Source organism: Rheinheimera pleomorphica (assembly GCF_011634895.1).
In the GTDB taxonomy this organism is placed as follows: domain Bacteria; phylum Pseudomonadota; class Gammaproteobacteria; order Enterobacterales; family Alteromonadaceae; genus Alishewanella; species Alishewanella pleomorphica.
On the sequence record NZ_SIRR01000012.1, the window covers coordinates 77,708 to 100,096 of the forward strand.

At 48.9% G+C, this 22,389-nt stretch carries 18 protein-coding genes; all 18 read left to right on the forward strand.

The features are described from left to right. Positions 1 to 108: 108 nt before the first annotated feature. The 18 genes from EYB30_RS13565 to EYB30_RS13650 all read left to right on the forward strand — a co-directional run bounded on the left by EYB30_RS13565 (position 109) and on the right by EYB30_RS13650 (position 22,385). The gene (locus tag EYB30_RS13565; RefSeq protein ID WP_166839447.1) at positions 109 to 2,592 is read left to right on the forward strand and encodes a glycogen/starch/alpha-glucan phosphorylase; all 2,484 of its coding nucleotides are present in this window, start codon (positions 109 to 111) and stop codon (positions 2,590 to 2,592) included. A 156-nt stretch (positions 2,593 to 2,748) separates the two neighbouring features. Then, entirely contained in the window at positions 2,749 to 3,588 is an 840-nt protein-coding gene (locus EYB30_RS13570; RefSeq protein WP_166839448.1) for an ABC transporter substrate-binding protein, read from the forward strand. Between the two features lie 63 nt (positions 3,589 to 3,651). Further along, entirely contained in the window at positions 3,652 to 4,449 is a 798-nt protein-coding gene (locus EYB30_RS13575) for an SAM-dependent methyltransferase (protein ID WP_206674648.1), read from the forward strand. Then, positions 4,427 to 4,945 (forward strand): GNAT family N-acetyltransferase, encoded by a 519-nt coding sequence (locus EYB30_RS13580; protein ID WP_166839449.1) that lies wholly within the window; start codon positions 4,427 to 4,429, stop codon positions 4,943 to 4,945. Before EYB30_RS13575 ends, EYB30_RS13580 begins: the two co-directional genes overlap by 23 nt. Before the next feature lie 9 nt (positions 4,946 to 4,954). Further along, positions 4,955 to 5,248, forward strand: coding sequence for a hypothetical protein (locus EYB30_RS13585; protein WP_166839450.1), 294 nt, complete (start codon positions 4,955 to 4,957; stop codon positions 5,246 to 5,248). Between the two features lie 378 nt (positions 5,249 to 5,626). Further along, positions 5,627 to 7,021, forward strand: a complete 1,395-nt coding sequence (locus EYB30_RS13590; RefSeq protein ID WP_166839451.1) for a tetratricopeptide repeat-containing diguanylate cyclase — start codon at positions 5,627 to 5,629, stop codon at positions 7,019 to 7,021. A gap of 88 nt (positions 7,022 to 7,109) precedes the next feature. Next, entirely contained in the window at positions 7,110 to 8,786 is a 1,677-nt protein-coding gene (locus EYB30_RS13595; protein WP_166839452.1) for a GGDEF domain-containing protein, read from the forward strand. 74 nt (positions 8,787 to 8,860) lie between these two features. Continuing rightward, entirely contained in the window at positions 8,861 to 9,916 is a 1,056-nt protein-coding gene (astE, locus tag EYB30_RS13600) for a succinylglutamate desuccinylase (protein ID WP_166839453.1), read from the forward strand. Positions 9,917 to 10,211: 295 nt separating this feature from the next. Next, a complete protein-coding gene (locus EYB30_RS13605) occupies positions 10,212 to 11,396 on the forward strand; it encodes a thiamine pyrophosphate-dependent dehydrogenase E1 component subunit alpha (RefSeq protein ID WP_166839454.1) in 1,185 nt (394 codons plus the stop codon). Then, positions 11,396 to 12,373 carry an alpha-ketoacid dehydrogenase subunit beta gene (locus EYB30_RS13610; protein ID WP_166839455.1) on the forward strand — a complete coding sequence of 326 codons (978 nt, stop codon included), beginning with the start codon at positions 11,396 to 11,398 and terminating at the stop codon, positions 12,371 to 12,373. Before EYB30_RS13605 ends, EYB30_RS13610 begins: the two co-directional genes overlap by 1 nt. A gap of 11 nt (positions 12,374 to 12,384) precedes the next feature. Beyond that, entirely contained in the window at positions 12,385 to 13,917 is a 1,533-nt protein-coding gene (locus EYB30_RS13615) for a dihydrolipoyllysine-residue acetyltransferase (RefSeq protein ID WP_166839456.1), read from the forward strand. A gap of 79 nt (positions 13,918 to 13,996) precedes the next feature. Beyond that, on the forward strand, positions 13,997 to 15,457 hold the full coding sequence (locus EYB30_RS13620; RefSeq protein ID WP_166839457.1) for an AAA family ATPase: 1,461 nt from the start codon (positions 13,997 to 13,999) through the stop codon (positions 15,455 to 15,457). 3 nt (positions 15,458 to 15,460) lie between these two features. Beyond that, the gene (locus EYB30_RS13625) at positions 15,461 to 17,299 is read left to right on the forward strand and encodes a protein kinase domain-containing protein (RefSeq protein ID WP_166839458.1); all 1,839 of its coding nucleotides are present in this window, start codon (positions 15,461 to 15,463) and stop codon (positions 17,297 to 17,299) included. Between the two features lie 141 nt (positions 17,300 to 17,440). Beyond that, complete coding sequence (locus tag EYB30_RS13630; RefSeq protein ID WP_166839459.1) at positions 17,441 to 17,914, forward strand: GAF domain-containing protein; 474 nt, start codon at positions 17,441 to 17,443, stop codon at positions 17,912 to 17,914. Beyond that, positions 17,911 to 18,219 (forward strand): hypothetical protein, encoded by a 309-nt coding sequence (locus EYB30_RS13635; protein ID WP_166839460.1) that lies wholly within the window; start codon positions 17,911 to 17,913, stop codon positions 18,217 to 18,219. Before EYB30_RS13630 ends, EYB30_RS13635 begins: the two co-directional genes overlap by 4 nt. Then, positions 18,206 to 18,919, forward strand: a complete 714-nt coding sequence (gene proQ, locus EYB30_RS13640; RefSeq protein WP_241698044.1) for an RNA chaperone ProQ — start codon at positions 18,206 to 18,208, stop codon at positions 18,917 to 18,919. Before EYB30_RS13635 ends, proQ begins: the two co-directional genes overlap by 14 nt. Positions 18,920 to 18,936: 17 nt before the next feature. Beyond that, positions 18,937 to 20,961, forward strand: coding sequence for a carboxy terminal-processing peptidase (gene prc / locus EYB30_RS13645; protein ID WP_166839461.1), 2,025 nt, complete (start codon positions 18,937 to 18,939; stop codon positions 20,959 to 20,961). A gap of 92 nt (positions 20,962 to 21,053) precedes the next feature. Then, positions 21,054 to 22,385: a sodium-dependent transporter gene (locus tag EYB30_RS13650; protein WP_166839462.1), complete on the forward strand. Its 1,332-nt coding sequence runs from the start codon at positions 21,054 to 21,056 to the stop codon at positions 22,383 to 22,385. Positions 22,386 to 22,389: the final 4 nt, after the last annotated feature.

Consider the following 22,389-nt stretch of genomic DNA (forward strand, 5'->3'; position numbering starts at 1 on the left):
TAGCCTTTGTTTTTGCTATAACGGCTGATTTAAGGTATGTTTTTGTAATATTTTTACATTTAGCGCATTCCTGCTGCCGTCTCTGGCAGCGCATTATCAGGATCTGTCATGAAAAAACATAACGCAACAGCCAGCAACGGTGTTGGGCAAATTAGTACTGAGCAGCTCAAAGAGCAGATCGTCCGCCACCTGCATTCAACCCTGGGTACTGATGTCAATAAAGCCAGCCCTCAAGCCTGGTGGCGTGCTACCTGTGCAGCAGTCAATGAGCAGGTGTTTGATGGCCTGCGCAATACCCAGCGTACGCACTATGAGAACAACACCCGCGCCTTACATTATTTCAGCCTGGAATATTTAATGGGCCGGTTGTTTAGCAATAATCTGCACAATCTGGGCTTGTACGAGCCGGCAAAACAAGCGCTGGCTGAGCTGGGGCTAAACATCGCTGATCTGGAAGATCAGGAAGAAGACATGGCGCTGGGCAACGGCGGTCTGGGCCGGTTGGCGGCCTGCTTTATTGATTCACTGGCGACATTAAACTATCCGGCCATTGGCTACGGCATTCACTACGAGCATGGCTTGTTTCAACAAAGCTTTCAGGACGGCCGCCAGATAGAGCGGCCAGACAGCTGGCGTGAATACGGCAACCCATGGGAAATTTGCCGGCCAGAATCAGTACAGGAAATCTCGGTGTATGGTTATGTTGAAACCGTATACGATTTACAAGGCCGAATGAAAAAGGTCTGGCACCCGGGCCGCATTATCAAAGGCGTGCCGTGGGACATCCCGGTGGTCGGCTACCATGGCAGTTCAGTAAATGTCTTGCGCTTATGGGAAAGCCGGGCCAGCGATTTCTTTAACTGGGATGTATTTAATTCCGGCGGTTATATTGACGCGGCGCGGGAGAATATTGAAGCCGAGACCATCTCCAAAGTGCTGTATCCCAATGATGAAACCGATGCTGGTAAAGAGCTGCGGCTTATTCAGCAGTACTTCTTTGTTTCCTGTTCGTTAAAAGACATTATCCGCCGTTATAAGCGGACGCACGGCGATGACTGGAGCGATTTCACCAAGCAGGTGGTGGTGCAGTTAAATGATACGCACCCTGCGGTGGCGATACCGGAACTGATGCGTATTCTGGTTGACCGTGCCGAGATGCAGTGGGACCAGGCCTGGAGTATCTGTCAGCAGGTATTTGCTTATACTAACCATACGCTGTTGCCTGAGGCACTGGAAAAGTGGCCGGTTCGCTTGTTTGAAAAGGTATTGCCGCGTCACCTGGAAATTATCTACGAGATTAACCGCCGCTTCCTGGTGGAGCAGGTGGATGTGCTGTGGCCAAATGACAATGACAAGAAACGTAAGTTGTCTATTATCGAAGAAGGCCACGAGCCGATGGTGCGGATGGGGCATTTATCCGTGGTGGGATCGTTCCGCGTCAACGGCGTGGCCGAGATCCACTCGCAGCTGGTAAAATCTGATTTGTTTCCGGAGATGGTAGCCCTGTGGCCGGATAAATTTACCAATGTAACTAATGGTGTTACGCCGCGACGCTGGTTAAAAGCCTGTAACCCTAAGCTGGCTAACTTGCTGGATAAGCACATAGGCACAGCCTGGCCAACCGATCTAAAGCAGCTGTCTAAATTTGCCGCCTACGCTGATGATGCCAGGGTGCAGGATGCCTTTATGGCAATTAAGCAGCAAAACAAAGCAGATTTGGCCTCTGTGGTTAAAAAGCTGACCCAGATCGATATTGACCCCCATGCGATTTTTGATATTCAAATTAAGCGTTTACATGAATATAAGCGCCAGCACTTAAATTTACTGCATATCCTCGCACTGTATCGCCGCATTTTGCAGGAACCGGATTATGACATGGTGCCGCGGGTGTTCCTGTTTGGAGCCAAAGCAGCGCCGGGCTACAAATTGGCGAAAGAAATTATCTATGCCATTAATAAAGTGGCTGAGAAAATTAACCATGATAAAAGGGTGAAAAACCGCCTGAAAGTCGTGTTTATGCCTAACTACCGGGTAACCTTGGCTGAGAAGATGATCCCGGCGGCCGATGTGTCAGAGCAAATCTCTACCGCGGGTAAAGAAGCCTCTGGCACCGGCAATATGAAACTGGCGCTGAACGGCGCTATTACGGTTGGTACCCTGGATGGCGCCAATATTGAAATCGCCGAAGAAGTAGGCAGCGACAATATTGCTATTTTTGGTTTAACGGTGGAAGAGGTTAAAGCTCTGCATGCCAAGGGTTACAACAGCATGGACTATTACTATGCGAATCCTGAAATCAAAGCCATTTTAGACTGGCTGGAAACCGATTATTTTACCCCGGGTAGACCAGGCGAGCTGTCAGCAATTAAGCGCAGCCTGCTTGAAGGCGGCGACCCTTATCTGGTACTGGCTGACTTTGACAGCTATACCAAAGCACATGAAAAAATTGACCAGTGGTACCGCGATAAAGCACTGTGGGCACAAAAAGCCATCTTAAATACGGCATCTGTAGGAAAGTTTACCTCTGACCGCTCTATTGAAGACTATGTCAGCCGGGTATGGCAACTGGAAAAATGCCCTGTTAAGCGCTAGCGTGTCGTTATTTAAAAGCCTGTCATCGACAGGCTTTTTTATCAGATTAATATCAGTAAATGCTTAGGCCGAACCGGCAGCCGTTTTCTATAGTGCAGTAAAACTGAATATTGTCGGGTAGCTATGACGTTATCTGCAGCCACTTTGCGGCTTACTATGCTTTTTTTCTGCGCGGTGATCTGGCCTGATGCCCGGGCGGTTGACAGCCAGATAAACTGGGCGGTGAACACGGCACCACCTTTTCATATTGTAGATGGCGATTTCAAACAACAAGGGCTGTGTGATGTGCTGATAGACACAGTACACCGCTATTTGCCAGAACTGAAAAAACGCCGTGAAATATTGCCACAGCCACGCATAGGCCGGGCCCTGGAACGTTCTGAAAACCTGTGTTTTGCCTGCATGATTGCCAAACCGCAGGGCGAGCAGGGCGCTTATTATAGCTTGCCTACCCATGTGTATACCCCGCATCAGATCATTACCAACGACAAGACCGCCAGCCTGATTAAACAGCGTTACCCACTTCCGGTGCCGCTGGCCGATTTACTGGCCGACGAGCAGCTGCAGTTTGGTTACCCGGCCGGGCGGCGCTACGGCGTGTTACAGCCATTAATAGAAGGCCAGTATAACCGGCCCGGCAACCGGCTGGTGCGCTCGGGCGATAATGGCCCACTGGCCATTTTGCAGATGATTGCCTCAGAACGGCTTGATTACACTGTCGATTACAGCATGATTAGCCGTTATTACCAGCTCACCAACGGCGCGTCGCTTACGCTATTGCCCATCGCCGAGAACCATCAACAGGCTGTCGTCGGGGCTATCGGCTGCAGCAACAGTGCCTGGGGCAAAAGCGTGATTGAGCAGATAAATGCAATAATGCCACAAATTCATGCCGATGCTGAATTTGTGCAAAGTCTGCAGTTTTGGTTTGAGACAGATAACAACCGCGCCTATCTTCGCTACAACAAACAACAGTTAGCTAAATTAAAACGCTAAGCACGCTTGCCAGCACGATAAACAACCCTTTATAGTGGCGGAAAAACAGCACAAGGACAGACAGTGCAAGGCAGTTTAGTGTGCATAGGCACCGGCATCACCCTGGGCAGCCATATCAGCCCGCTTTCCCGCAGTTATATTGAACAGGCCGACGTCGTGTTCGTGCTGGTGGCCGATGGCATTACCGAGAAATGGATAGAGCAGATGAACGCCGATGTGCGTTCGTTGCAGCCGTATTACCTGGAAGGTAAATCACGCATGATCACTTACCGCGAAATGGTGGCCGCTATGCTGGCTGAAGTTACCGCCGGTAAAAACGTGGTCGGCGCTTTTTACGGCCACCCCGGCGTATTTGCATGGGTGCCGCACAATGCCATTAAGCAAGCCCGTGAGCTTGGCTATAACGCCCATATGGAGCCGGGCATTTCTGCCGAAGACTGCCTTTATGCCGATTTAGGCATAGACCCCGGTACCTATGGCTGCCAGCACTATGAAACCAGCCAGTTTATGTTTTATAAACGCACTATCGATACTGCTGCGTATCTGGTGTTATGGCAGGTACTTGCTGCTGGTGATAAATCTTTGGCCAGATTTTCAGCCTGCCGGCAATATCTTGAAGTATTAGTTGAGCTCTTGTCTAACTGGTACAGCCATGATCATAGCGTCTTTTTATATGAAGCAAAAACGTTGCCTGTTCAAAGCCCAAGAATTGTTGAATTAAAACTCAGCGAATTACCTGCAGCGCAACTGGATATGAAGACGACGCTGGTGATACCACCCGCTAAGAAACTTGAGAAAAATGAAGAATTGCTAAGTAAGCTTGAGTTATTTTTGGTAGATGATGATGCTAATACCGACTGACTTTATTGATATATCTGCAGATTTCCAGCTTAGTGTATTTCAGTTATCTGATGTTGACACCTTTGTTCAGCTGTTCACGACTGCCGATATTATGAAGCATATTGCTCATCCGCTTCATATTGACGATGCCGTGAACGATGCTGTCACTGCTAGTCAAGTTAGCAACAGAGTTAGAACACGCCAGTTATATCTTCGCATTGCTTCAGCTGATGGACTCCCTGCAGGTTTGCTTTCTGTTATAGCCAATAAAGAATGCAGTAGCTTCGAGATCGGTATTATGCTGCTGCCTCTATTTCAAAGTACCGGCTTGAGTGCTGCTGTGGTAAAAAGTGTTTGTGTAAAGTTATTAACGCGGTACTCTGGTTGTCGGATCTGTTGTGAGATTAATGGCGATAACGCAGCTGCAAGACGACGGGCATTAAAACTCGGCTTTATAGCAACAGAGATTAAAAACAGATATGTCTTGGATCAGTATATTTTATTAAGTTCTGAGTAGGGGATACAAATGGATAACATTATAAGAGCAATAGAGTTATTAGGAAAAACAGCCTCTTTGCAGTCTTTATCTGCAGACGAGGTAAAGCAGGTTCTTAACCCGTTGGATCTTGATGTCGCAGTGCAACAGGCCATTGTCAGCAAAGACACCACAGCACTTGAAATGATGCTTGATGTTCGAAATAAAATTGTGTGTATGGTGAATAAACCCGAACCTGATGACGCACCTGAAGATACTCCCGAGCAGGAAGAAGAACAACCGGATAAGCAACCGGAATCCAGTAAATATATTGCTAATTGGTAAGCCGTATTAATGTTACTGCAGAAACTTTCTATTTTGCTATTGTTGACGCTCTTTGCATTACCATGTGCTCGCGCCTCGAATTCAGAGATCTTGGATAGATTGCAAAAGCTGGAAGATATTCGTCTGACGGATTTTCAAGGTTTCAGCAGTGGACTACATGAATTAGCGATAGAACAACCCAGATTTAGTAACGAAGAAACGGTGTATTACACACTCCTGAAAGGATACGAAAGTACCCTTTCAGGAGACTATAATCATGCGTTGAAAACAATAGATCCACTAGTTAGTTCTGGTGATGATAGCGTATTTTCATTTAGAGCCCGTGTTCTGGCTGTTAATTTGTATATCTTATCCAGAGATTACTTAAAAGCTTTTATCATGTTGGGGAACATTAATGAGCAGCTTGATAATATCAATGATGAAGTCGCAAAAACCCAGGCAATAGCCAACATTGCTATGCTTTACAACGAAATTGAGCGTTACGATATTTCGTTGTTTTACACTGAGCGTTTTATGCAGTCTTCAGTTGCAGCCAAAATGGCCTGCCGGGTACAGGTTCATCGTATGCTGTCGCTGTTAAGACTGGAAAAAACAGCAACTTTTTTAAATGATGTTGATGGCGCGCTAGCCGATTGTCAGCGTAGTAATGAAAAGATCCCTGAGTTGATTATTCAGCATTACAAAATGCAAGCCATTGCTGAACAGGGACGCTATGATGATGTGATCACGGTATTCAATGCTAACAAAACCGCTGTGCAACAGACCGGGTATCCAATATTGATCGCCGGTGTCTGGACCGAAGCCGCAAAATCTTATCTGAACTCCGGTATGCTTAACGAAGCCGAGCAACTTGCATATCAGGCTTTAAAACAAATTGATCACATTGATGTAAGTCTGGCGCATGTTGAGCTTTATTCGTTATTAGCTGAGTTGGAAAAACGACAAGGAGACTACCAAACAGCCTTGGCGTTTTTTGAGCAACTAGCCGTACTACAAAAACAGTACACCAATAATAAAATTAGCCAGCAACTTGCCTATCATCAGGCAGAGGGCGAACTTGCTATAAAAAATCAGCGGATAGCTTTGCTGGATAAAGACAATGAGGTGCTGGCGTTACAACGTGACTTATACGAGCAGGAAGCCCGGCAAAACCAGCTGATGGTATTGACATTGGCTGCGGTACTTATCTTTGCCAGCGCTTTGGCTTATCGCGGTATCTCTGGCCGGCGGCGCTTTAAGAAAATTGCGGAATATGATCAGCTTACCGGTGTCAGTAACAGGTACCACTTTAATAACCAGGCACAGATAGCGCTGGAATATTGCGATAAGAACGCTAAACCTGCAGCGCTTATTCTGTTTGATTTAGACCACTTTAAACAAATTAACGACGCCCATGGTCATGCTGCCGGTGACTGGGCACTGCAGGCGGTGGTAAAAACCTGCCGCAACTTTATGCGCAACAACGATGTGTTCGGCCGTATTGGCGGCGAAGAGTTTGCCGTGCTGCTGCCCGGCTGCCAAAGTGATAAAGCGGCGTTATTGGCCGAGATTTGCCGCGACGCCATTGCCAGCATTGATTGTAGCGACAGCGGTTTTGATTTTCCGCTAAGTGCCAGCTTTGGCGTCAGTGGCTCTGACACGTCTGGCTATTCGTTAAAACAACTGCTGGCCGATGCCGATAATGCCATGTATCAGGCTAAAGCAGCAGGGCGCGACACGGTGATTAGTTTTGAACTGGAGTCGTGTCATTATGAATCTGGCGCTAAAAGCTAGTACGCCGTTTCTGGGCGCGGCTAACGCTAAAACAGTCCGCAAGGCGGTCTGGCACAAACCAGCAATCATATTGTTTGCTGGTTTTTTTATGTTGCTGATAGCAGACGCCAGCGCCAGTGCACGTTTAGAACGCCTTGATGAGTTGAAAGTTGCCGATGTCGGAGCTTTTAAACAACAGCTTGCGATTATTGAACGCGACAGCACCAGCTTGTCTGCGGCAGAGCGGGACTATCTGCAGCTATTGCAAGGCTATAATCTGATGCTGTCAGGCGATCTTAAAGCTGCACAATTGCATTTAACCTCAATGTTGCACAGCCCGATCGCGCCAGAGCTGTTGTTTCGGGTTAAAGCATTGCTGATTAATGTGCAGGCCGTCTCCCGCAACTATCACTCCGCTTTTTCGTTACTGCAGGATATTACCCGCCAGTTACCAGATATTCAAAATGCGCGTGCAAAGGAGCATGGCCTTAGTGTCATGGCATACAGCTACAACCAACTGGAACAGTTTGAAACCGGCAAGTTTTATTCACAAATGCTGATAAATAGTGCCGTATCAGAGCGCGCCAGGTGTCATGCAAAGCATCATCTTTTGGAGTCCTTGTATGGCCTGAAAGATTGGCCGGCATTTAACGAACGGGTTACCGAGGCTATTGCCCATTGTTTGCAGCTTAACGAACAGGTATTTGCCAACCTGATCCGAATTAAGCGGCACAATTATCTGCTAAACCTAGGCGACGTTGAACAAGCCAGCCAATATTTCCACAGTTATAAAGACGAACTTAACGCTATTAGTTATCCGCTGCTGGTTGCCAGTGCGTCAGCTTTGGCTGCACAAGGAGAAGTAAAACGGGGTAAGTATGATGACGCTTTAAACCTGGCCAATGCTGCCTTAAATATGCTGGATACTGAAGACTATAGCCTGCCGCTGATAAACACCTATCAAGCGTTGTATAGCGCACACGAAGCGCAACAAAACTATAAAACGGCGCTGCATTTTCAGCGCAAATACACGGAAGCGTTAAAAGCACACAGTGATAACCGTTTTGCACAGCAACAAGCTTATTACCTGGCCAGAGCCGAGGTTGAAGTAAAAAACCAACGTATTGCGCTACTGGATAAAGACAATGAGCTGTTGGCATTACAGCGTGATTTATACGGCCAGGACGCACGGCAGAATAAGCTGCTGGTATTCGTGCTGGGCGTTATCTTGTTACTGGCCAGCATGGCGGCCTACCGGGGTATTACCGGCCGGCAGCGCTTTAAGAAAATTGCCGAGTATGACCAGCTTACTGGTATCAGTAACCGTTATCACTTTACTAATCAGGCCTCGCTGGCGCTGGAGTACTGCGAAAAAAATGCCAAGCCGGTGGCCGTGATGTTATTTGATCTGGACCACTTTAAGCAGATTAACGATATCCACGGCCATGCTGCCGGTGACTGGGCGTTGCAGGCGGTGGTGAAAACCTGCCGTAACTTTATGCGCAATAATGATATATTTGGCCGAATTGGCGGTGAAGAATTTGCCGTCGTGTTGCCAGGCTGCCAAAGCGACAAAGCGGTGTTACTGGCGGAGATTTGCCGTGACGCCATTGCCAGTATTAATAGCCACGACAGTGGTTACCACTTTAGGTTAAGCGCCAGTTTTGGCGTTAGCGGCTCGGACAGTTCAGGGTATTTGTTAAAGCAACTGCTGGCGGATGCCGACCACGCCATGTATCAGGCTAAAGCGGCAGGGCGTGACAAAGTGGTGGCTTTTTCCGGCTAAAGTGTCCAGTGCCGTTTTGTCTGTGGTGTTAATGGGTTAGAATTTGCCGCAATCTGACAACAGGGAGCAGGCGCATGGCGCAAACCTTACTACCGCTGCAACAAGATGGCGATTTCTTAACCCTTACCTTAGCCAATCCGGACGGTTTAGCCCCGGCACAGTTTAGCCTTGCCGATGGCACGACAGCCAGCATATGGGATACCGGCGTTATTTGTTTTGAACCGAAAACCGCCACTGCAAAAGACATCGTGCTGTCTTGCGGCGTGCATGGCAATGAAACCGCACCTATCGAAATCTGTGCCGAGCTGGTAAAAGATCTGCTCACCGGTAAGTTAACGCTGAAACACCGCCTACTGGTGTTATTTGGCAACCCGCCGGCGATAAATGCCGGCACGCGGGAAGTCAGCGAAAACTTAAACCGGCTGTTTTCCGGCCATCATAGTTTGGGCGCCGGGTTAATTAACGCCGAGCGCAAGCGCGCCAAGGCGTTAGAGGAATATGTCAGCCGGTTTTATAGTCAGGTACGCATAACCGGTGCGACTACGCGTAACCGTTATTTGTATGACTTGCACACCGCTATTCGCGGCTCGCGCTTTGAAAAATTTGCCGTTTATCCATTCTTACACGACAAGCCCTGGCAAAAAGCTGAATTTGAATTTTTACAGGCTTGCGATGTGACCACGGTATTGTTAATGCAAACACCGGCCTCTACTTTTAGCTACTATGCGTCCAATAGCCATGGTGCCGATGCGTTTACCATAGAGCTGGGGAAAGTGCAGCCGTTTGGCAAAAATGATATGAGCCGTTTTAGCAAAGCCCGCGCAGCGCTGCGCCAACTGGTTAGTAGTGACACTGTGCAAACGCAGCGCTTCGATGAGCAGCAGTTTCAGCTGTATCAGGTGTACCGCGCCATTAATAAACAAACGCAGGAGTTTAAACTGCATTTTGCCGATGATGTCGAAAACTTTACCAGTTACCCGCTTGGCACCTTGTTGGCCACCGATGGCGATACTGAGTACCGGGTAGAGCGTGAAGGCGAGGCGATAATTTTCCCTAACGCCAAAGTGGCCATTGGTCAACGCGCCATGCTGATGGTGGTACCGACTACCGTCGCGCATAATCTGGCGTAAACTTAGCGCTAGTGACAGCAAGAGTGACAACAACAGTAAATTTAACCTGACAGTCGTTTGCTCTGCTGCACAGAGCAAACGGCAGCTTAGGTTGCAATGCAGTTTACGTAAAGGTAAAGTTGCCGCCGATAAGAAACAGAACAATCCGGTACCGGCCTATGGCTTGTACAAAACGGGGAGCGCGGTAAAACCGCTATACTAAGCCGGTAAACCCAAGCTGCGATAACCTGCAACACACCGCAGGTTGCGCTATCCGGCTACATGTCTAACACGTATAACAAACAAGAGACACCCTATGAATAACCCAAATAACGCCACCATCACCACGGTGCACACTGCAGAGTTTACTGCCGGTGATGCGTTAAAAATTCCGACGCTGCGCATCCTGCGTGACGACGGCAGCCTTTACGAAGGTGCCGTAGCACCAGAGCTGGACAAAGCCACGGCACTGAAAATGTACGATACCATGGTGTTTATCCGGGTGCTGGACGAGCGCATGCTGGCTGCACAGCGTCAGGGCCGGATCAGCTTTTATATGCAGTGTTTAGGCGAAGAAGCGGCTACCGTTGGCAGCGCTGCGGCACTGGATGATAAAGACATGATTATGGCGCAGTACCGGGAGCAGGGGGCGCTTAGGTATCGTGGTTTTACGCTGGAGCAGTTTATGAATCAGCTGTTTTCCAACGAGAAAGATTTGGGTAAAGGCCGCCAGATGCCGGTGCATTATGGCAGCAAAGACATTTATTACATGACGATTTCTTCACCGCTGGGCACGCAAATTCCGCAGGCCAGTGGTTATGCTTACGCACAAAAACTGCGTGGTTTAAGCAATACGACTATCTGCTACTTTGGTGAAGGCGCCGCCTCTGAAGGCGACTTCCACGCTGGGCTGAATATGGCTGCGGTGCATAAAGCGCCGGTGATTTTTTTCTGCCGCAATAATGGTTATGCCATCTCCACCCCAGCGAATGAACAGTTTGTTGGTGACGGTATTGCCTGCAGAGCGGTGGGTTATGGCATGAAAGCGCTGCGGGTAGACGGTGCTGATATTTTAGCGGTGTATCAGGCGACAAAGATGGCGCGTGAACATGCGCTGGCGACCAACGAACCGGTGTTAATTGAGTCTATTGCTTATCGCTTAGGGGCGCATTCGTCGTCAGATGATCCAAGCGGCTACCGCTCTAAAGAAGAAGAAGAAAAGTGGCGGCAGAACGATCCTATTGCCCGTTTCCGTTTATGGTTGCTGGAAAAAGGCTGGCTGAATGAGGCTGACGATAAGGCGACGATTGAAAAGCTGCGTACAGAAATTCTTGATGCGTTAAAAGTGGCCGAAAAAGTCGCTAAGCCGGGCATAGAGCATTTGATTTCAGACGTATACGCCGAGCCTATTGCGGCATTACAACAACAACTAGATGAGTTAAAAGCGCATATCCGTAAATACCCGGATGCGTATCCGGTGACGGCGGGGAGACTAGACTAATGGCAAAAATGAATATGTTACAGGCCATTAATAATGCGCTTGATTTAGCGATGGCCAAAGATGATGGCGTGGTGTGTTTTGGTGAAGACGTTGGCCATTTTGGCGGGGTATTTCGCGCCACCAGCAAATTGCAGGAAAAATACGGCAAGGCGCGCTGCTTTAATACGCCTTTAACGGAGCAGGGCATTGCCGGTTTTGCGAATGGTATGGCAGCGCAGGGCATGAAGCCGGTGGCAGAAATTCAGTTTGCTGATTACATTTTCCCGGCCTTTGATCAGATCGTCAATGAAACGGCGAAGTTTCGCTACCGCTCGGGTAACGAGTTCAACGTCGGCGGTATTGTATTTCGCAGCCCTTACGGCGGTGGTATAGCAGGCGGCCATTATCACAGCCAGTCACCCGAGGCGTATTTCGCCCATACACCGGGATTAAAAGTGGTGATCCCACGTGACCCTTATCAGGCGAAAGGCTTGCTGCTGGCGTCTATTGCCGACCCGGATCCGGTTATTTTCTTCGAACCGAAAAAGCTGTATCGCGCATCTACTGGCGAAGTGCCCGAAGACTACTACGAAATTGAACTGGGCAAAGCCGAAGTGACGCAGCAGGGTAAAGATATTACCGTGCTGGCCTGGGGCGCGCAGATGGAAATCGTACAAAAAGCCGTAGAAATGGCTGAGCAAGACGGCATCTCCTGTGAAGTGATTGACCTTCGCAGCATACTGCCTTGGGATGCTGATACTGTGGCGGCTTCGGTAAAGAAAACCGGCCGTCTGGTGATCAACCATGAAGCACCGTTAACCGGTGGCTTTGCCGGTGAAATTGCCGCGACTATTCAGAAAATGTGCTTTTTACATCTGGAAAGCCCGATTGAGCGCGTTTGTGGTATGGATACACCATACCCGTTGGCGCTGGAAAAAGAATATGTTGCTGATCATTTAAAAACCTATGAAGCGATTAAACGCTCAGTCAACTTTTAACGGAGGCAGAGATGAAAAAAGATTTTATTCTGCCGGATATCGGTGAAGGTATCGTTGAGTGCGAAATTGTTGAATGGCTAGTCGCCGAAGGCGATACCATTAAAGAAGATCAGCCGGTATGCGATGTGATGACCGACAAAGCTCTGGTACAAATTCCGGCGGTGCATGATGGTATCGTCAGTAAGCTTTACTACGCTAAAGGCGATATTGCTAAAGTGCATGCGCCGCTGTTTGAAATGCAGCTGGCCGGTGGCAGCGAAGCCGCCGCGGTAGCCGTTGAAACGGTCGCACCAGCACCTGTTGCTGCCGCTGTAAGTGACAGTGCCAGCGAGGACTTTATTCTGCCGGATATTGGCGAAGGCATTGTCGAATGTGAAATCGTCGACTGGCTGGTAAAAGAAGGCGATGACATCGTTGAAGACCAACCGGTGTGCGATGTGATGACCGACAAAGCTCTGGTGCAAATTCCGGCTAAATACTCAGGTAAAGTTACCAAGCTGTATTATGCCAAAGGCGATATTGCTAAGGTACACTCCCCCTTGTTTGCCATGAGCCATGCCGGCACGGCAGCAGCGCAGCCTGCTGAGGTTACTGCTGTGACAACAACACAGGCTAAGCCTGCAGCAGCGGTGACAACACCCGCAGCACAGGGCAAAGCGTTGGCCAGCCCGGCCGTACGCCGCTTAGCCCGTGAGCTGAATATTGATTTAAGCAAAGTGCCTGGCAGCGGCGAGAAAGGCCGCGTGTACAAAGAAGATGTACGCGCTTTTGCACAAGGCAAGCCAGCCGCACCTGCGCCAGCACAACAACCGGTAGCAGCGCAACCCGCCGTTGCCGGGGGGAGCCGCGTTGAGCCGATTAAAGGCATTAAGGCGGCGATGGCGCGGCAGATGGTAGAGTCGGTATCGACCATACCGCACTTTACCTACTGCGAGGAGATTGATTTAACTGAGCTGATCGCCTTGCGCTTAAGTTTAAAAGATCAATATGCCAAGCAGGGTGTTAAGCTGACGATGATGCCGTTTTTTATCAAGGCATTATCATTGGCCATCAATGAATTCCCCATTATGAACGCTCAGGTTAACAGTGACTGCACTGAGCTGACGTACTTTGAGGATCACAATATCGGCATAGCGGTAGACTCAAAAATTGGCCTGTTGGTGCCGAATATTAAAGGCTGTCAGCGTAAGTCAATTATTGATATTGCCAATGATCTGACCCGTTTAACCGAGCAAGCCCGCGAAGGCCGTGTTAGCCCGGCCGATTTAAAAGGCGGCACCATAAGCATTTCCAATATTGGTGCGCTCGGTGGTACTGTGGCTACACCTATTATCAACAAGCCTGAGGTGGCGATAGTGGCATTGGGTAAGGTGCAAACGCTGCCACGCTTTAACAGCAAAAGTGAGGTAGAGGCGCGTCAGCTGATGCAAATAAGCTGGTCTGGCGATCACCGGGTGATAGACGGCGGTACCATAGCGCGCTTTACCAACCTGTGGAAGCAGTATCTGGAGCAACCATCGGCTATGTTAGTCGCCATGCGCTAAGCATGATTTGCTGCTTGGATTTACCCTTGCTTTCTGCTAAAACCCACTCATTGTAGTGGGTTTTTGTTTAAGGGCGCAGATGCACGAGTTTGATGATTTACGGGTATTAGTTCAGGCACACAGCCCACTGATTGTTATTGAAAGCTATGAAGAGCCGCGGGCGCTGATGCTGATTAAACGTCTGGCTGTTAACCTGATGCGACCGGTGTTTAAATGGACCATTACCGATGGCCTGCAGCGGCTAGATAGCGAGCAGGGCGCCCAGGCGTTTAATGCTGAGCCGACCAATTTGCTGGCGCAAATCAAAAGCACCCGCAACAGCGGTATCTATGTGTTGTGTGACTTTCACCCATTTTTGGCTGAGCCTAAGCATGTGCGTTATATCAAAGAGATAGCCCAGGCGCATGAGCAGCTGGGCCATACCCTGATTTTGCTCAGCCATGCCATTGATGTGCCGCCAGAGCTAAGCCGGCTGTGTTACCGTTTTACGTTAAGCTTGCCATCTGATCAGCAAATTCGTCAGCTTATTCATGATATGGCTGACAGCTATGCCGCAAAAACCGGCATGCTGGCAGAACTGACCGCAGAGAATGTCAGCTTGCTGCTACAAAACTTACGGGGCTTGACCTTCGATGAAGTAAAACGGCTGGCGTACAAAGCCATTGCCGACGATGGCGCCATTACCCAAGCCGATATTCCACGGATTAACCGCGCCAAATTTAGCTTGCTGCAAACCGATGGCGTGTTAAGCCAGGTTTTTGATAGCGTCAGTTTTACTAATGTGATTGGCCTGACACACTTAAAACACTGGTTAGCACAGCGCCAGCAGTCATTTATAGAGCAGGCCAAAGATACCCCCAAAGGGCTAATGTTAACCGGGGTGCAAGGCACAGGTAAAAGTCTGGCCGCCAAAGCCATTGCCGGAAGCTGGCATTTGCCGTTATTGCGCCTGGATATGGCCGCGCTCTACAACAAATACATTGGTGAAACCGAAAAGAACCTTACCCAGGCGCTGGCACTGGCTGATGCCATGTCGCCGTGCGTGTTGTGGATAGATGAAATTGAAAAAGGCTTGTCGTCAGGTGATAACGACAATGGTGTATCGCGGCGCTTACTGGGCAGTTTTTTAACCTGGTTGTCTGAGCGCAAGTCGCAGGTGTTTTTGGTTGCTACGGCAAATAATATCCATGATTTGGCGCCGGAGCTGCTGCGTAAAGGCCGCTTTGATGAAATCTTTTTTGTTGATTTGCCCGATGAACAGGAAAGACTGCAGTTACTGCAATTGCACCTGACAAAGCGGCAATTGCCGCTAAGCGAGGCGGAGCTTGGCTCTGTGCTGGCATTATGCCACGGCTTTTCCGGCGCGGAGCTGGAGCAGGCTGTAGTCGGAGCCGGCTTTCGTGCCCGCGCCGGTAATAGCACCTTTAGCATTACGCATTTAATCGACGAATTAGCGGCAACACAGCCGTTATCGGTGGTCATGGCTGAGCAAATTACTGCGCTGCGCCAATGGGCGCTTGAGCGCTGTGTGAAGGCATAAGCGATGCAAGATAAAAACCAGCTGCGTAATTTTTATATTCCGGAAGAGCAGTCTATCTATTTGCTTAATGCCAATGATGCGAAAAAGCTAAAAGACTGGGTGGCATTATGTATTTCTGAGCTGGAAAAACTCGGGTATAAAAGCATCGAACTTATCGGCAAGGGCGCTTATGGTTTTGCCTTTGCCGGCTTGGATGCCAGTGGTCAAAGCTGCGTGTTTAAATTTTCGCGTATTAATTTGCCGTTGCATATTCAGGAGCGGCTGGCCGACGAGGCCTATATGTTGTCGCAGGTAAAGCACCCTAATGTGCCGGCGTACATTACCTATCAGGTCGTGAGAAAGCAGGGCATTTTAATGATGCAGCGCGGTAAAGGCATCGATTTGGAACAATATAGCCTGAAGCATGGCCGGTTAAGTGCCCGTTTACTGATCGACATCGCCTGTCAGCTGGCGGATGTGTTGTTGTTTTTAAGGGGGTACCGTAAAGAGGGTGAACTGCAACCTATAGTGCATGGGGATATCAAGCCATCGAACCTGGTATATGACGAGCAGAGCGGCCGGATCAGTGTGATTGACTGGGGATCGTCGGTATTTGCCCAGTTGGATGCACAGGGCCAGTATCTGTCGAACAATGTAATGCAGTTAATGTCGGCAGATTTGCAAAGCTCTAACGCCCGCATGGGCGATGTGTATTTTATCGGTGCCGAGCAGCGCAGCGGTGCCTTGTCCAGCCCACGGTTTGACGAGCAGGGGGTTGCCGGTACGTTATATGCGCTGGCATCCGGCCAGTCGTGCCGCTTTGGTCGCAAAGCGATACCGGCGCGCAGTTTAGGTTTACCGGTAGAATTTGCCACTTTGCTCGATAGCATGCTGTCAGATGACGTGCAGCTACGCGCTCAGGCTGGCGATTATTTTTTGCAACAGATGCCCAGATTAAAGCAGTTGGTACTGCCAGCGCTGCCGTTATTTGATGATAGCCCTTTGCTGCCGGTATGGGTAAGCCCCGACGTACGGGAGCTGGATACTGTGGTGTATTCCTCACGTAAATCTTTTTTACGCGAGCACAGCGAAGAAGACGGCATTGCTTATGTTGATGACGTTCAGTTAGAGCGCTATTACAAGAATTATCTCGAAGGCATGGGGGAGACCGAAAAAGCCTTTGTCGCAGCAGTAAGCCGGCTGGCACGTTATCCGGTCGTCGGCGGCTTGGCCATTCACTGGCAAACCAATGGCGTTTACATCGATTCCAGCCTGAATTTATATGATGCGGCACTGGCAACATCCTTCGCGTTGTCGGTAAACAATGTGGTGACGCTGGCACGCGCTATCGCCAAAGTAGGTATTTTTAAGGCCTGCTTGTTTAATGCCCGCAATACTTTGCATATCAGCCGGACCAGCACAGCGCAGCCGTTTACTGTGCCATCTGGTGCGGTGATACCTTATCAGCTGGCACCGGTTTTAAGTCTGGAAGAGGCCAGCAAACAGCATTCTTACTTTGAAGATGGTAAAGATCCTGATGAGCAATTGGTGTTACCGGATGCCATCATGGCAGACATTGCCAAGCTGAATTTAATCCGCCATACCGGCTGCATTATTTTTGAAGTCAGCAGTTTGTATATGAAAATTCACAGTTATTACCGCTTACTGGATCCGGCGGCTGAGCAAGCGTTTAGTGCTTTATTAGACAACATATTGCGTAATGTGGCGTTAATCAGTGGCGAAGGCGTAGGTGGTTTTATGAAGCTACCGTTCAAAGATACGCGCTTTTTCAGCCATCAGGGGCAACAACCGGCATGTTTTTATCCGCCCAATCCCCATCAAGTGGTCAGCTCTGCCCTGTAGATAGCTTAAATAACCGCCAATCAGGCCGATGCCGGTGTTAAATACGCTGTGGCGGAGAAAACTTTGCCGCCAAGGAGTTTAAATTCTCAGGTAAAACGAGTAATGTACGGGTTTTAAGCTTTAATCAGAATTCCATATTTCATGTCTAGTGAGAAAACCGCGTTGTACGGCCTGCTAAAGCAGCAGGCACAGGCTTTAATTGCCCAGGAAACCGATCTTATTGCCAATATGGCGAATATCAGTGCGCTGCTGTTTAACCAGTTGCCCGATTTAAACTGGGCCGGCTTTTACATTATGCGTGCCGGTGAGCTGGTGTTGGGGCCGTTTCAGGGCCAGGTAGCGTGTGTGCGTATCCCTGTCGGCAAGGGCGTATGTGGCACGGCCGTGGCAACCGGGCAGGTGCAGTTGGTAACCGATGTGCATGAATTTCCGGGCCACATTGCCTGCGATGCCGCCAGTAACTCAGAAATTGTGTTACCGCTGCGTCACAACGGTGACATTATTGCGGTGTTAGATATCGACAGTCCGAGCCTGGCACGCTTTGATGCCGAGGATCAGGCAGGTCTTGAACAAATTATTAGCCTGTTTGAGCAGCACCTGGCAGCCACTTTATGAAAGATGCGCTTTCAGTTCACGATTATCTGTTTGATATTGCCGATATTGGTGATTGGGAAGGTGATGAAGAACTGGTTACCGACAAGGTTAATGCGGTTTATCATGCTGTTTGGCAGGCGTTGCCGGATGACATCAGCAGTGAACAGGTAGAGCAGTTATTACCGGCTATCTGGGATGAACTGCGTGGCGGCACTGTGCTGCTGGAAGCTGATGAAGATGAACTGATAGATTGGGCGTTGGCCTATGTGCGCCAACAGCTGGAAGAAGGTACGCCCGAAGCGGATACCACAGATGAAGAAGAGTGAAGCGTTAATGACCACCCCAACTGAACAAAATGTAAAAGCAACTAACGTCAAAGAGGTACTGGCGTATCTGGTACAGCAGTTTCCGGCGTGCTTTAGTGCTGCTGGTGAAGCAAAGCCACTGAAAATAGGCATTTTTCAGGACCTGGCTGAGCGACTGAAAGATGACGTAGTGGTAAGTAAAACGCAATTACGTCAAGCGCTTAGAGTTTACACCTCAAGCTGGCGTTATTTGGAAGCAACAAAAGAAGGTGTTGCCCGGGTTGATCTGGAAGGGACTGCAGCAGAGGTAATTGACGCCTCACAAGCTGAGCATGCAGCAAAAACGCTGGAAGAAAGCAAAGCCAAAGCAGCAGAAAAGCGTAAAGCCAAAATTGCAGAAGCCAAAGCAAAGGCAGCCAGTACGGCTAATGCTGACAAACCTGGTTACAAAAAAAATCCGAACAAAAAAGTTTCTCCGGCCTCTAAAAGCACTAAGGTTAACCAGAAACCGGTTAAAACCGCTGACGCACCGCAACAAAGCAGTAAAGCACTGCAAGCGGCCAGTGCTGCAGAGGTTGTTGTTGGTGCCAAGGTGCTGTTAAAGCTTGGGCAAAGTCCGATGCCGGTAACAGTGCTTGAAGTCAGTAAAGATGATGTCACGGTACAATTGGGATCTGGTATGGTGATCAAAACCCGTCAGGACAGTTTGTATTTAGCCTGACTAACGCAGAGTAGCTTATGAATAAATTATCAGTACTAGCGACAGCTTTTGTCACAGCTTTTAGCATCAATGTGTATGCTGAAAATGCGGCAGAGGCGCTGACGCTGCCGGTTATTACACAGGACGCGCAACATGCGACGGCAACAAAACGCATAACAGCGTTGTTTACCCGTGGCCATTATAATGCTGTGCAACTTGATGATGCGTTATCATCCAGAATGTTTGATACCTATCTGAAAAACCTGGATTATTACCGCAATGTACTGATAAAAGCTGACGTAGATGCCTTCGAGCCGTATCGCGATAAATTTGATGATGCGATTAACAAAGGCAACCTGAGCTTCGCGTTTGACATGTTCAACCTGACGTTAAAGCGCCGGGCTGAACGGTTTGATTATGCGCTGGCGCTGCTGGAGAAAGACTTCGACTTTACCCGTGATGACCAGTACCTTTATGACCGCGAAAATGCGGCCTGGCCTGCAACGACGGCAGAACTAAATGAGATTTGGCGGCAACGGGTGAAGTTTGATGCGCTGAACCTGAAGCTGGCCGGTAAAAAAGATGATGAAATTAAAACCATACTGACAAAGCGCTACCGTAATACGCAAAAGCGTTTAACCCAGACCGAAAGCGAAGATGTGTTTCAACTGGTGATGAATTCATTTGCCCGCAGTATCGAAGCGCATACCTCTTATTTATCGCCACGTAATGCTGACCGTTTTCAACAGGAAATGAACCTGTCTCTGGAAGGTATTGGCGCCGTATTGCGCGCAGACGAAGATTACACTGTTATTCAAAGCCTGGTGCCCGGTGGGCCGGCAGATTTAACCCAGAAGTTAAAACCAAAAGATAAAATCATCGGTGTTGCCCAGGACAAAGCGGAATTTGTTGATGTGATTGGCTGGCGGCTGGACGATGTGGTCGATCTGATCAAGGGGCCTAAGGGCAGTACCGTTCGGTTACAGGTCGTTGGCGCTAACGATATTGGTACCAGTCAGGCCCAGGTTATCAGTATCGTGCGTGACAAGATCCGACTGGAAGACCGGGCGGCAAAAGCCGAGGTGTTTCAACCGCAACTATCAGAACTGGATCAGAAAATTGGCGTGATCAGCATCCCGGGCTTTTATAACAATTTAGCCGAAGATGTGAAAAAGCTATTGGTCGAGCTAAAAGATAGCAAGGTTGATGGCATCATTATTGATTTACGCGGCAACGGCGGTGGTTCGCTACAGGAAGCGACCTTACTGACCGGTTTGTTTATTGACAGCGGCCCGGTGGTGCAAATTCGTGAGGGTGATGGCAAGGTGTCTGTGTCACAGGACAACGATGGCGTCAGTTATTACGAAGGGCCGTTAACGGTGATGGTAGACCGATACAGTGCTTCGGCGTCAGAGATTTTTGCCGCCGCCATGCAGGATTACGGCAGAGCTTTGGTAGTGGGTGAGCAAACCTTTGGTAAAGGCACTGTGCAGCAACACCGCGGGCTGGGGCGTATTTATGATATGTTCGATAACCCGCTTGGCAGTGTGCAATATACCATTGCTAAGTTTTACCGTATTAACGGTGGTAGTACTCAGCATAAAGGCGTAATTCCGGATATCCAGTTTCCTACCGCAATAGATCCGGCCGAGTGGGGCGAAAGCAAAGAGGAATACGCATTACCGTGGGATTCGATTAATGCTGCCCGTTATAACAGCCTGACTGATATCACCCCCCTGGTGCCCGTGCTGCGGGAAAAGCATCATGCAAGGATCAGTAGCGAGCAGGAGTTTCAGTATTTACTGGATGATATCGCGCAGTACAAAGAACAACTGGATGACAAAACGGTATCACTGAAAGAAGCCGAGCGTATTGCTGAGCGCGATATAAATAAAGCGCAACAATTGGCCCGGGTTAATGCACGGCTAAAGCGTTTTGGTCTGCCTGTTGTGACGTCGCTGGACGATGTACCAGAGAAACTTGAGAAAATTGATCCCTTTTTAGAAGAAGCTGCCAATATCACGGCTGATTTTAAAATGGTCAGCCGTTTGGCAAAAAAGTAACAAACAGGGTTTCATCAGAGCAATAAGGCGGTATTATTACCGCCTTTTGTTAATGTAAGATGATAAAACATAATAATTATAAAGGTTAACTAATGGCTACACGTGGTGAGTTCTCTTCGAGGATCGGCTTTATTCTGGCCGCTTCCGGTTCAGCAGTTGGCTTGGGCAATATCTGGGGCTTCCCGACCCAGGTTGCCAGTAATGGTGGGGCAGCATTTGTCATAATGTATCTGATCCTGGCATTTTTATTGGCGTATCCGGTGTTAATGGCGGAATTGTTAATAGGCCGGGCGACAAAATCCAATGTGGTAGATGCGCTGGGCCAGGTATCGCGAGGCCTATCCGGCCGGGTAGTGGGTGCCTGGGGCATAATGACAGTGTCATTAATTCTGGCGTTTTACAGTATTGTCGGCGGTTGGATGCTATCGCATACCGTCGAAGCCTTGGTCAATCTGGCTGGCTTTGAGCACTTAGCACAGTGGTTAATCTCCTTCTCTTTAGAACGTAATTTGTTGTTTTGCGCCGTATTTATGGCGCTTACTGTTGGCATTGTCAGTGGTGGTGTGGTCGACGGTATAGAGCGCTGGTCGGTACGGTTAATGCCCACCTTGTTTGTCATTATGATAATGCTGTTTGCTTATGTTATGACGCAGCAAGGCGCAATGGACGGCCTGAAAGTGTATTTGTTACCTGATTTTAGTCAGGCATTAAACCCGGATTTACTGATCAGCGCGATGGGGCAGGCGTTTTTCTCTATGTCACTGGGTGTCGGCACTATGTTGATTTATGGCTCTTACGTCAGCCACAGTGAAAACCTGCCAAGGTTAGGTGCTGCGGTATCGTTGGTAGACATTGGCGTAGCTGTTTTGGCAGGATTATTGATTATTCCGGCGATGTATGTGGCGCTGCACAACGGCGTGCAAATTTTCGGTGAAAACGGGCAGTTACTGTCGGAAGATACGCTGATCTTTACCGTGTTACCGTCACTATTTACCACTATGGGCGCTGTTGGTGGCGTGGTGGCTTTTGCTTTCTTTCTGCTAATGTCGATAGCCGCATTGACGTCTTCCATTTCAATGCTGGAAGTCCCGGTGTCTTATGTGGTCGAAAAACGCAACCTGAACCGGCATAAAGCGGTGTGGTTGATCGCTGCCATCATTTTTGCCCTTAGCTGTTTGATCATTGTCAACTTTGACACCCTGTTTGGTTTGGTTATTGCGCTAACCACCCGTTACAGCCAGCCATTACTTGGTTTAATGCTGTGTATTTTTGCCGGCTGGATTTGGCATCGTAATGAAATACTCAAAGAGTTGAAAAGTGGTGACAAGTTGGCAGAGCAAGGAATTTTCTGGCGAATTTGGCCCTGGTATGTCAAGTTTGTCTGCCCATTAATTATCGCGCTGATGTTTTACCGCTCACTGTAAGTGC

What these genes read in the sequence shown, in the direction of transcription:
- EYB30_RS13565 (WP_166839447.1), top strand. Translation starts at nt 109, where the DNA reads ATGAAAAAACATAACGCAACAGCCAGCAACGGTGTTGGGCAAATTAGT.
- EYB30_RS13570 (WP_166839448.1), top strand. Translation starts at nt 2,749, where the DNA reads ATGCTTTTTTTCTGCGCGGTGATCTGGCCTGATGCCCGGGCGGTTGAC.
- EYB30_RS13580 (WP_166839449.1), top strand. Translation starts at nt 4,427, where the DNA reads ATGATGATGCTAATACCGACTGACTTTATTGATATATCTGCAGATTTC.
- EYB30_RS13585 (WP_166839450.1), top strand. Translation starts at nt 4,955, where the DNA reads ATGGATAACATTATAAGAGCAATAGAGTTATTAGGAAAAACAGCCTCT.
- EYB30_RS13590 (WP_166839451.1), top strand. Translation starts at nt 5,627, where the DNA reads ATGTTGGGGAACATTAATGAGCAGCTTGATAATATCAATGATGAAGTC.
- EYB30_RS13595 (WP_166839452.1), top strand. Translation starts at nt 7,110, where the DNA reads ATGTTGCTGATAGCAGACGCCAGCGCCAGTGCACGTTTAGAACGCCTT.
- astE (WP_166839453.1), top strand. Translation starts at nt 8,861, where the DNA reads ATGGCGCAAACCTTACTACCGCTGCAACAAGATGGCGATTTCTTAACC.
- EYB30_RS13605 (WP_166839454.1), top strand. Translation starts at nt 10,212, where the DNA reads ATGAATAACCCAAATAACGCCACCATCACCACGGTGCACACTGCAGAG.
- EYB30_RS13610 (WP_166839455.1), top strand. Translation starts at nt 11,396, where the DNA reads ATGGCAAAAATGAATATGTTACAGGCCATTAATAATGCGCTTGATTTA.
- EYB30_RS13615 (WP_166839456.1), top strand. Translation starts at nt 12,385, where the DNA reads ATGAAAAAAGATTTTATTCTGCCGGATATCGGTGAAGGTATCGTTGAG.
- EYB30_RS13620 (WP_166839457.1), top strand. Translation starts at nt 13,997, where the DNA reads ATGCACGAGTTTGATGATTTACGGGTATTAGTTCAGGCACACAGCCCA.
- EYB30_RS13625 (WP_166839458.1), top strand. Translation starts at nt 15,461, where the DNA reads ATGCAAGATAAAAACCAGCTGCGTAATTTTTATATTCCGGAAGAGCAG.
- EYB30_RS13630 (WP_166839459.1), top strand. Translation starts at nt 17,441, where the DNA reads ATGTCTAGTGAGAAAACCGCGTTGTACGGCCTGCTAAAGCAGCAGGCA.
- EYB30_RS13635 (WP_166839460.1), top strand. Translation starts at nt 17,911, where the DNA reads ATGAAAGATGCGCTTTCAGTTCACGATTATCTGTTTGATATTGCCGAT.
- proQ (WP_241698044.1), top strand. Translation starts at nt 18,206, where the DNA reads ATGAAGAAGAGTGAAGCGTTAATGACCACCCCAACTGAACAAAATGTA.
- prc (WP_166839461.1), top strand. Translation starts at nt 18,937, where the DNA reads ATGAATAAATTATCAGTACTAGCGACAGCTTTTGTCACAGCTTTTAGC.
- EYB30_RS13650 (WP_166839462.1), top strand. Translation starts at nt 21,054, where the DNA reads ATGGCTACACGTGGTGAGTTCTCTTCGAGGATCGGCTTTATTCTGGCC.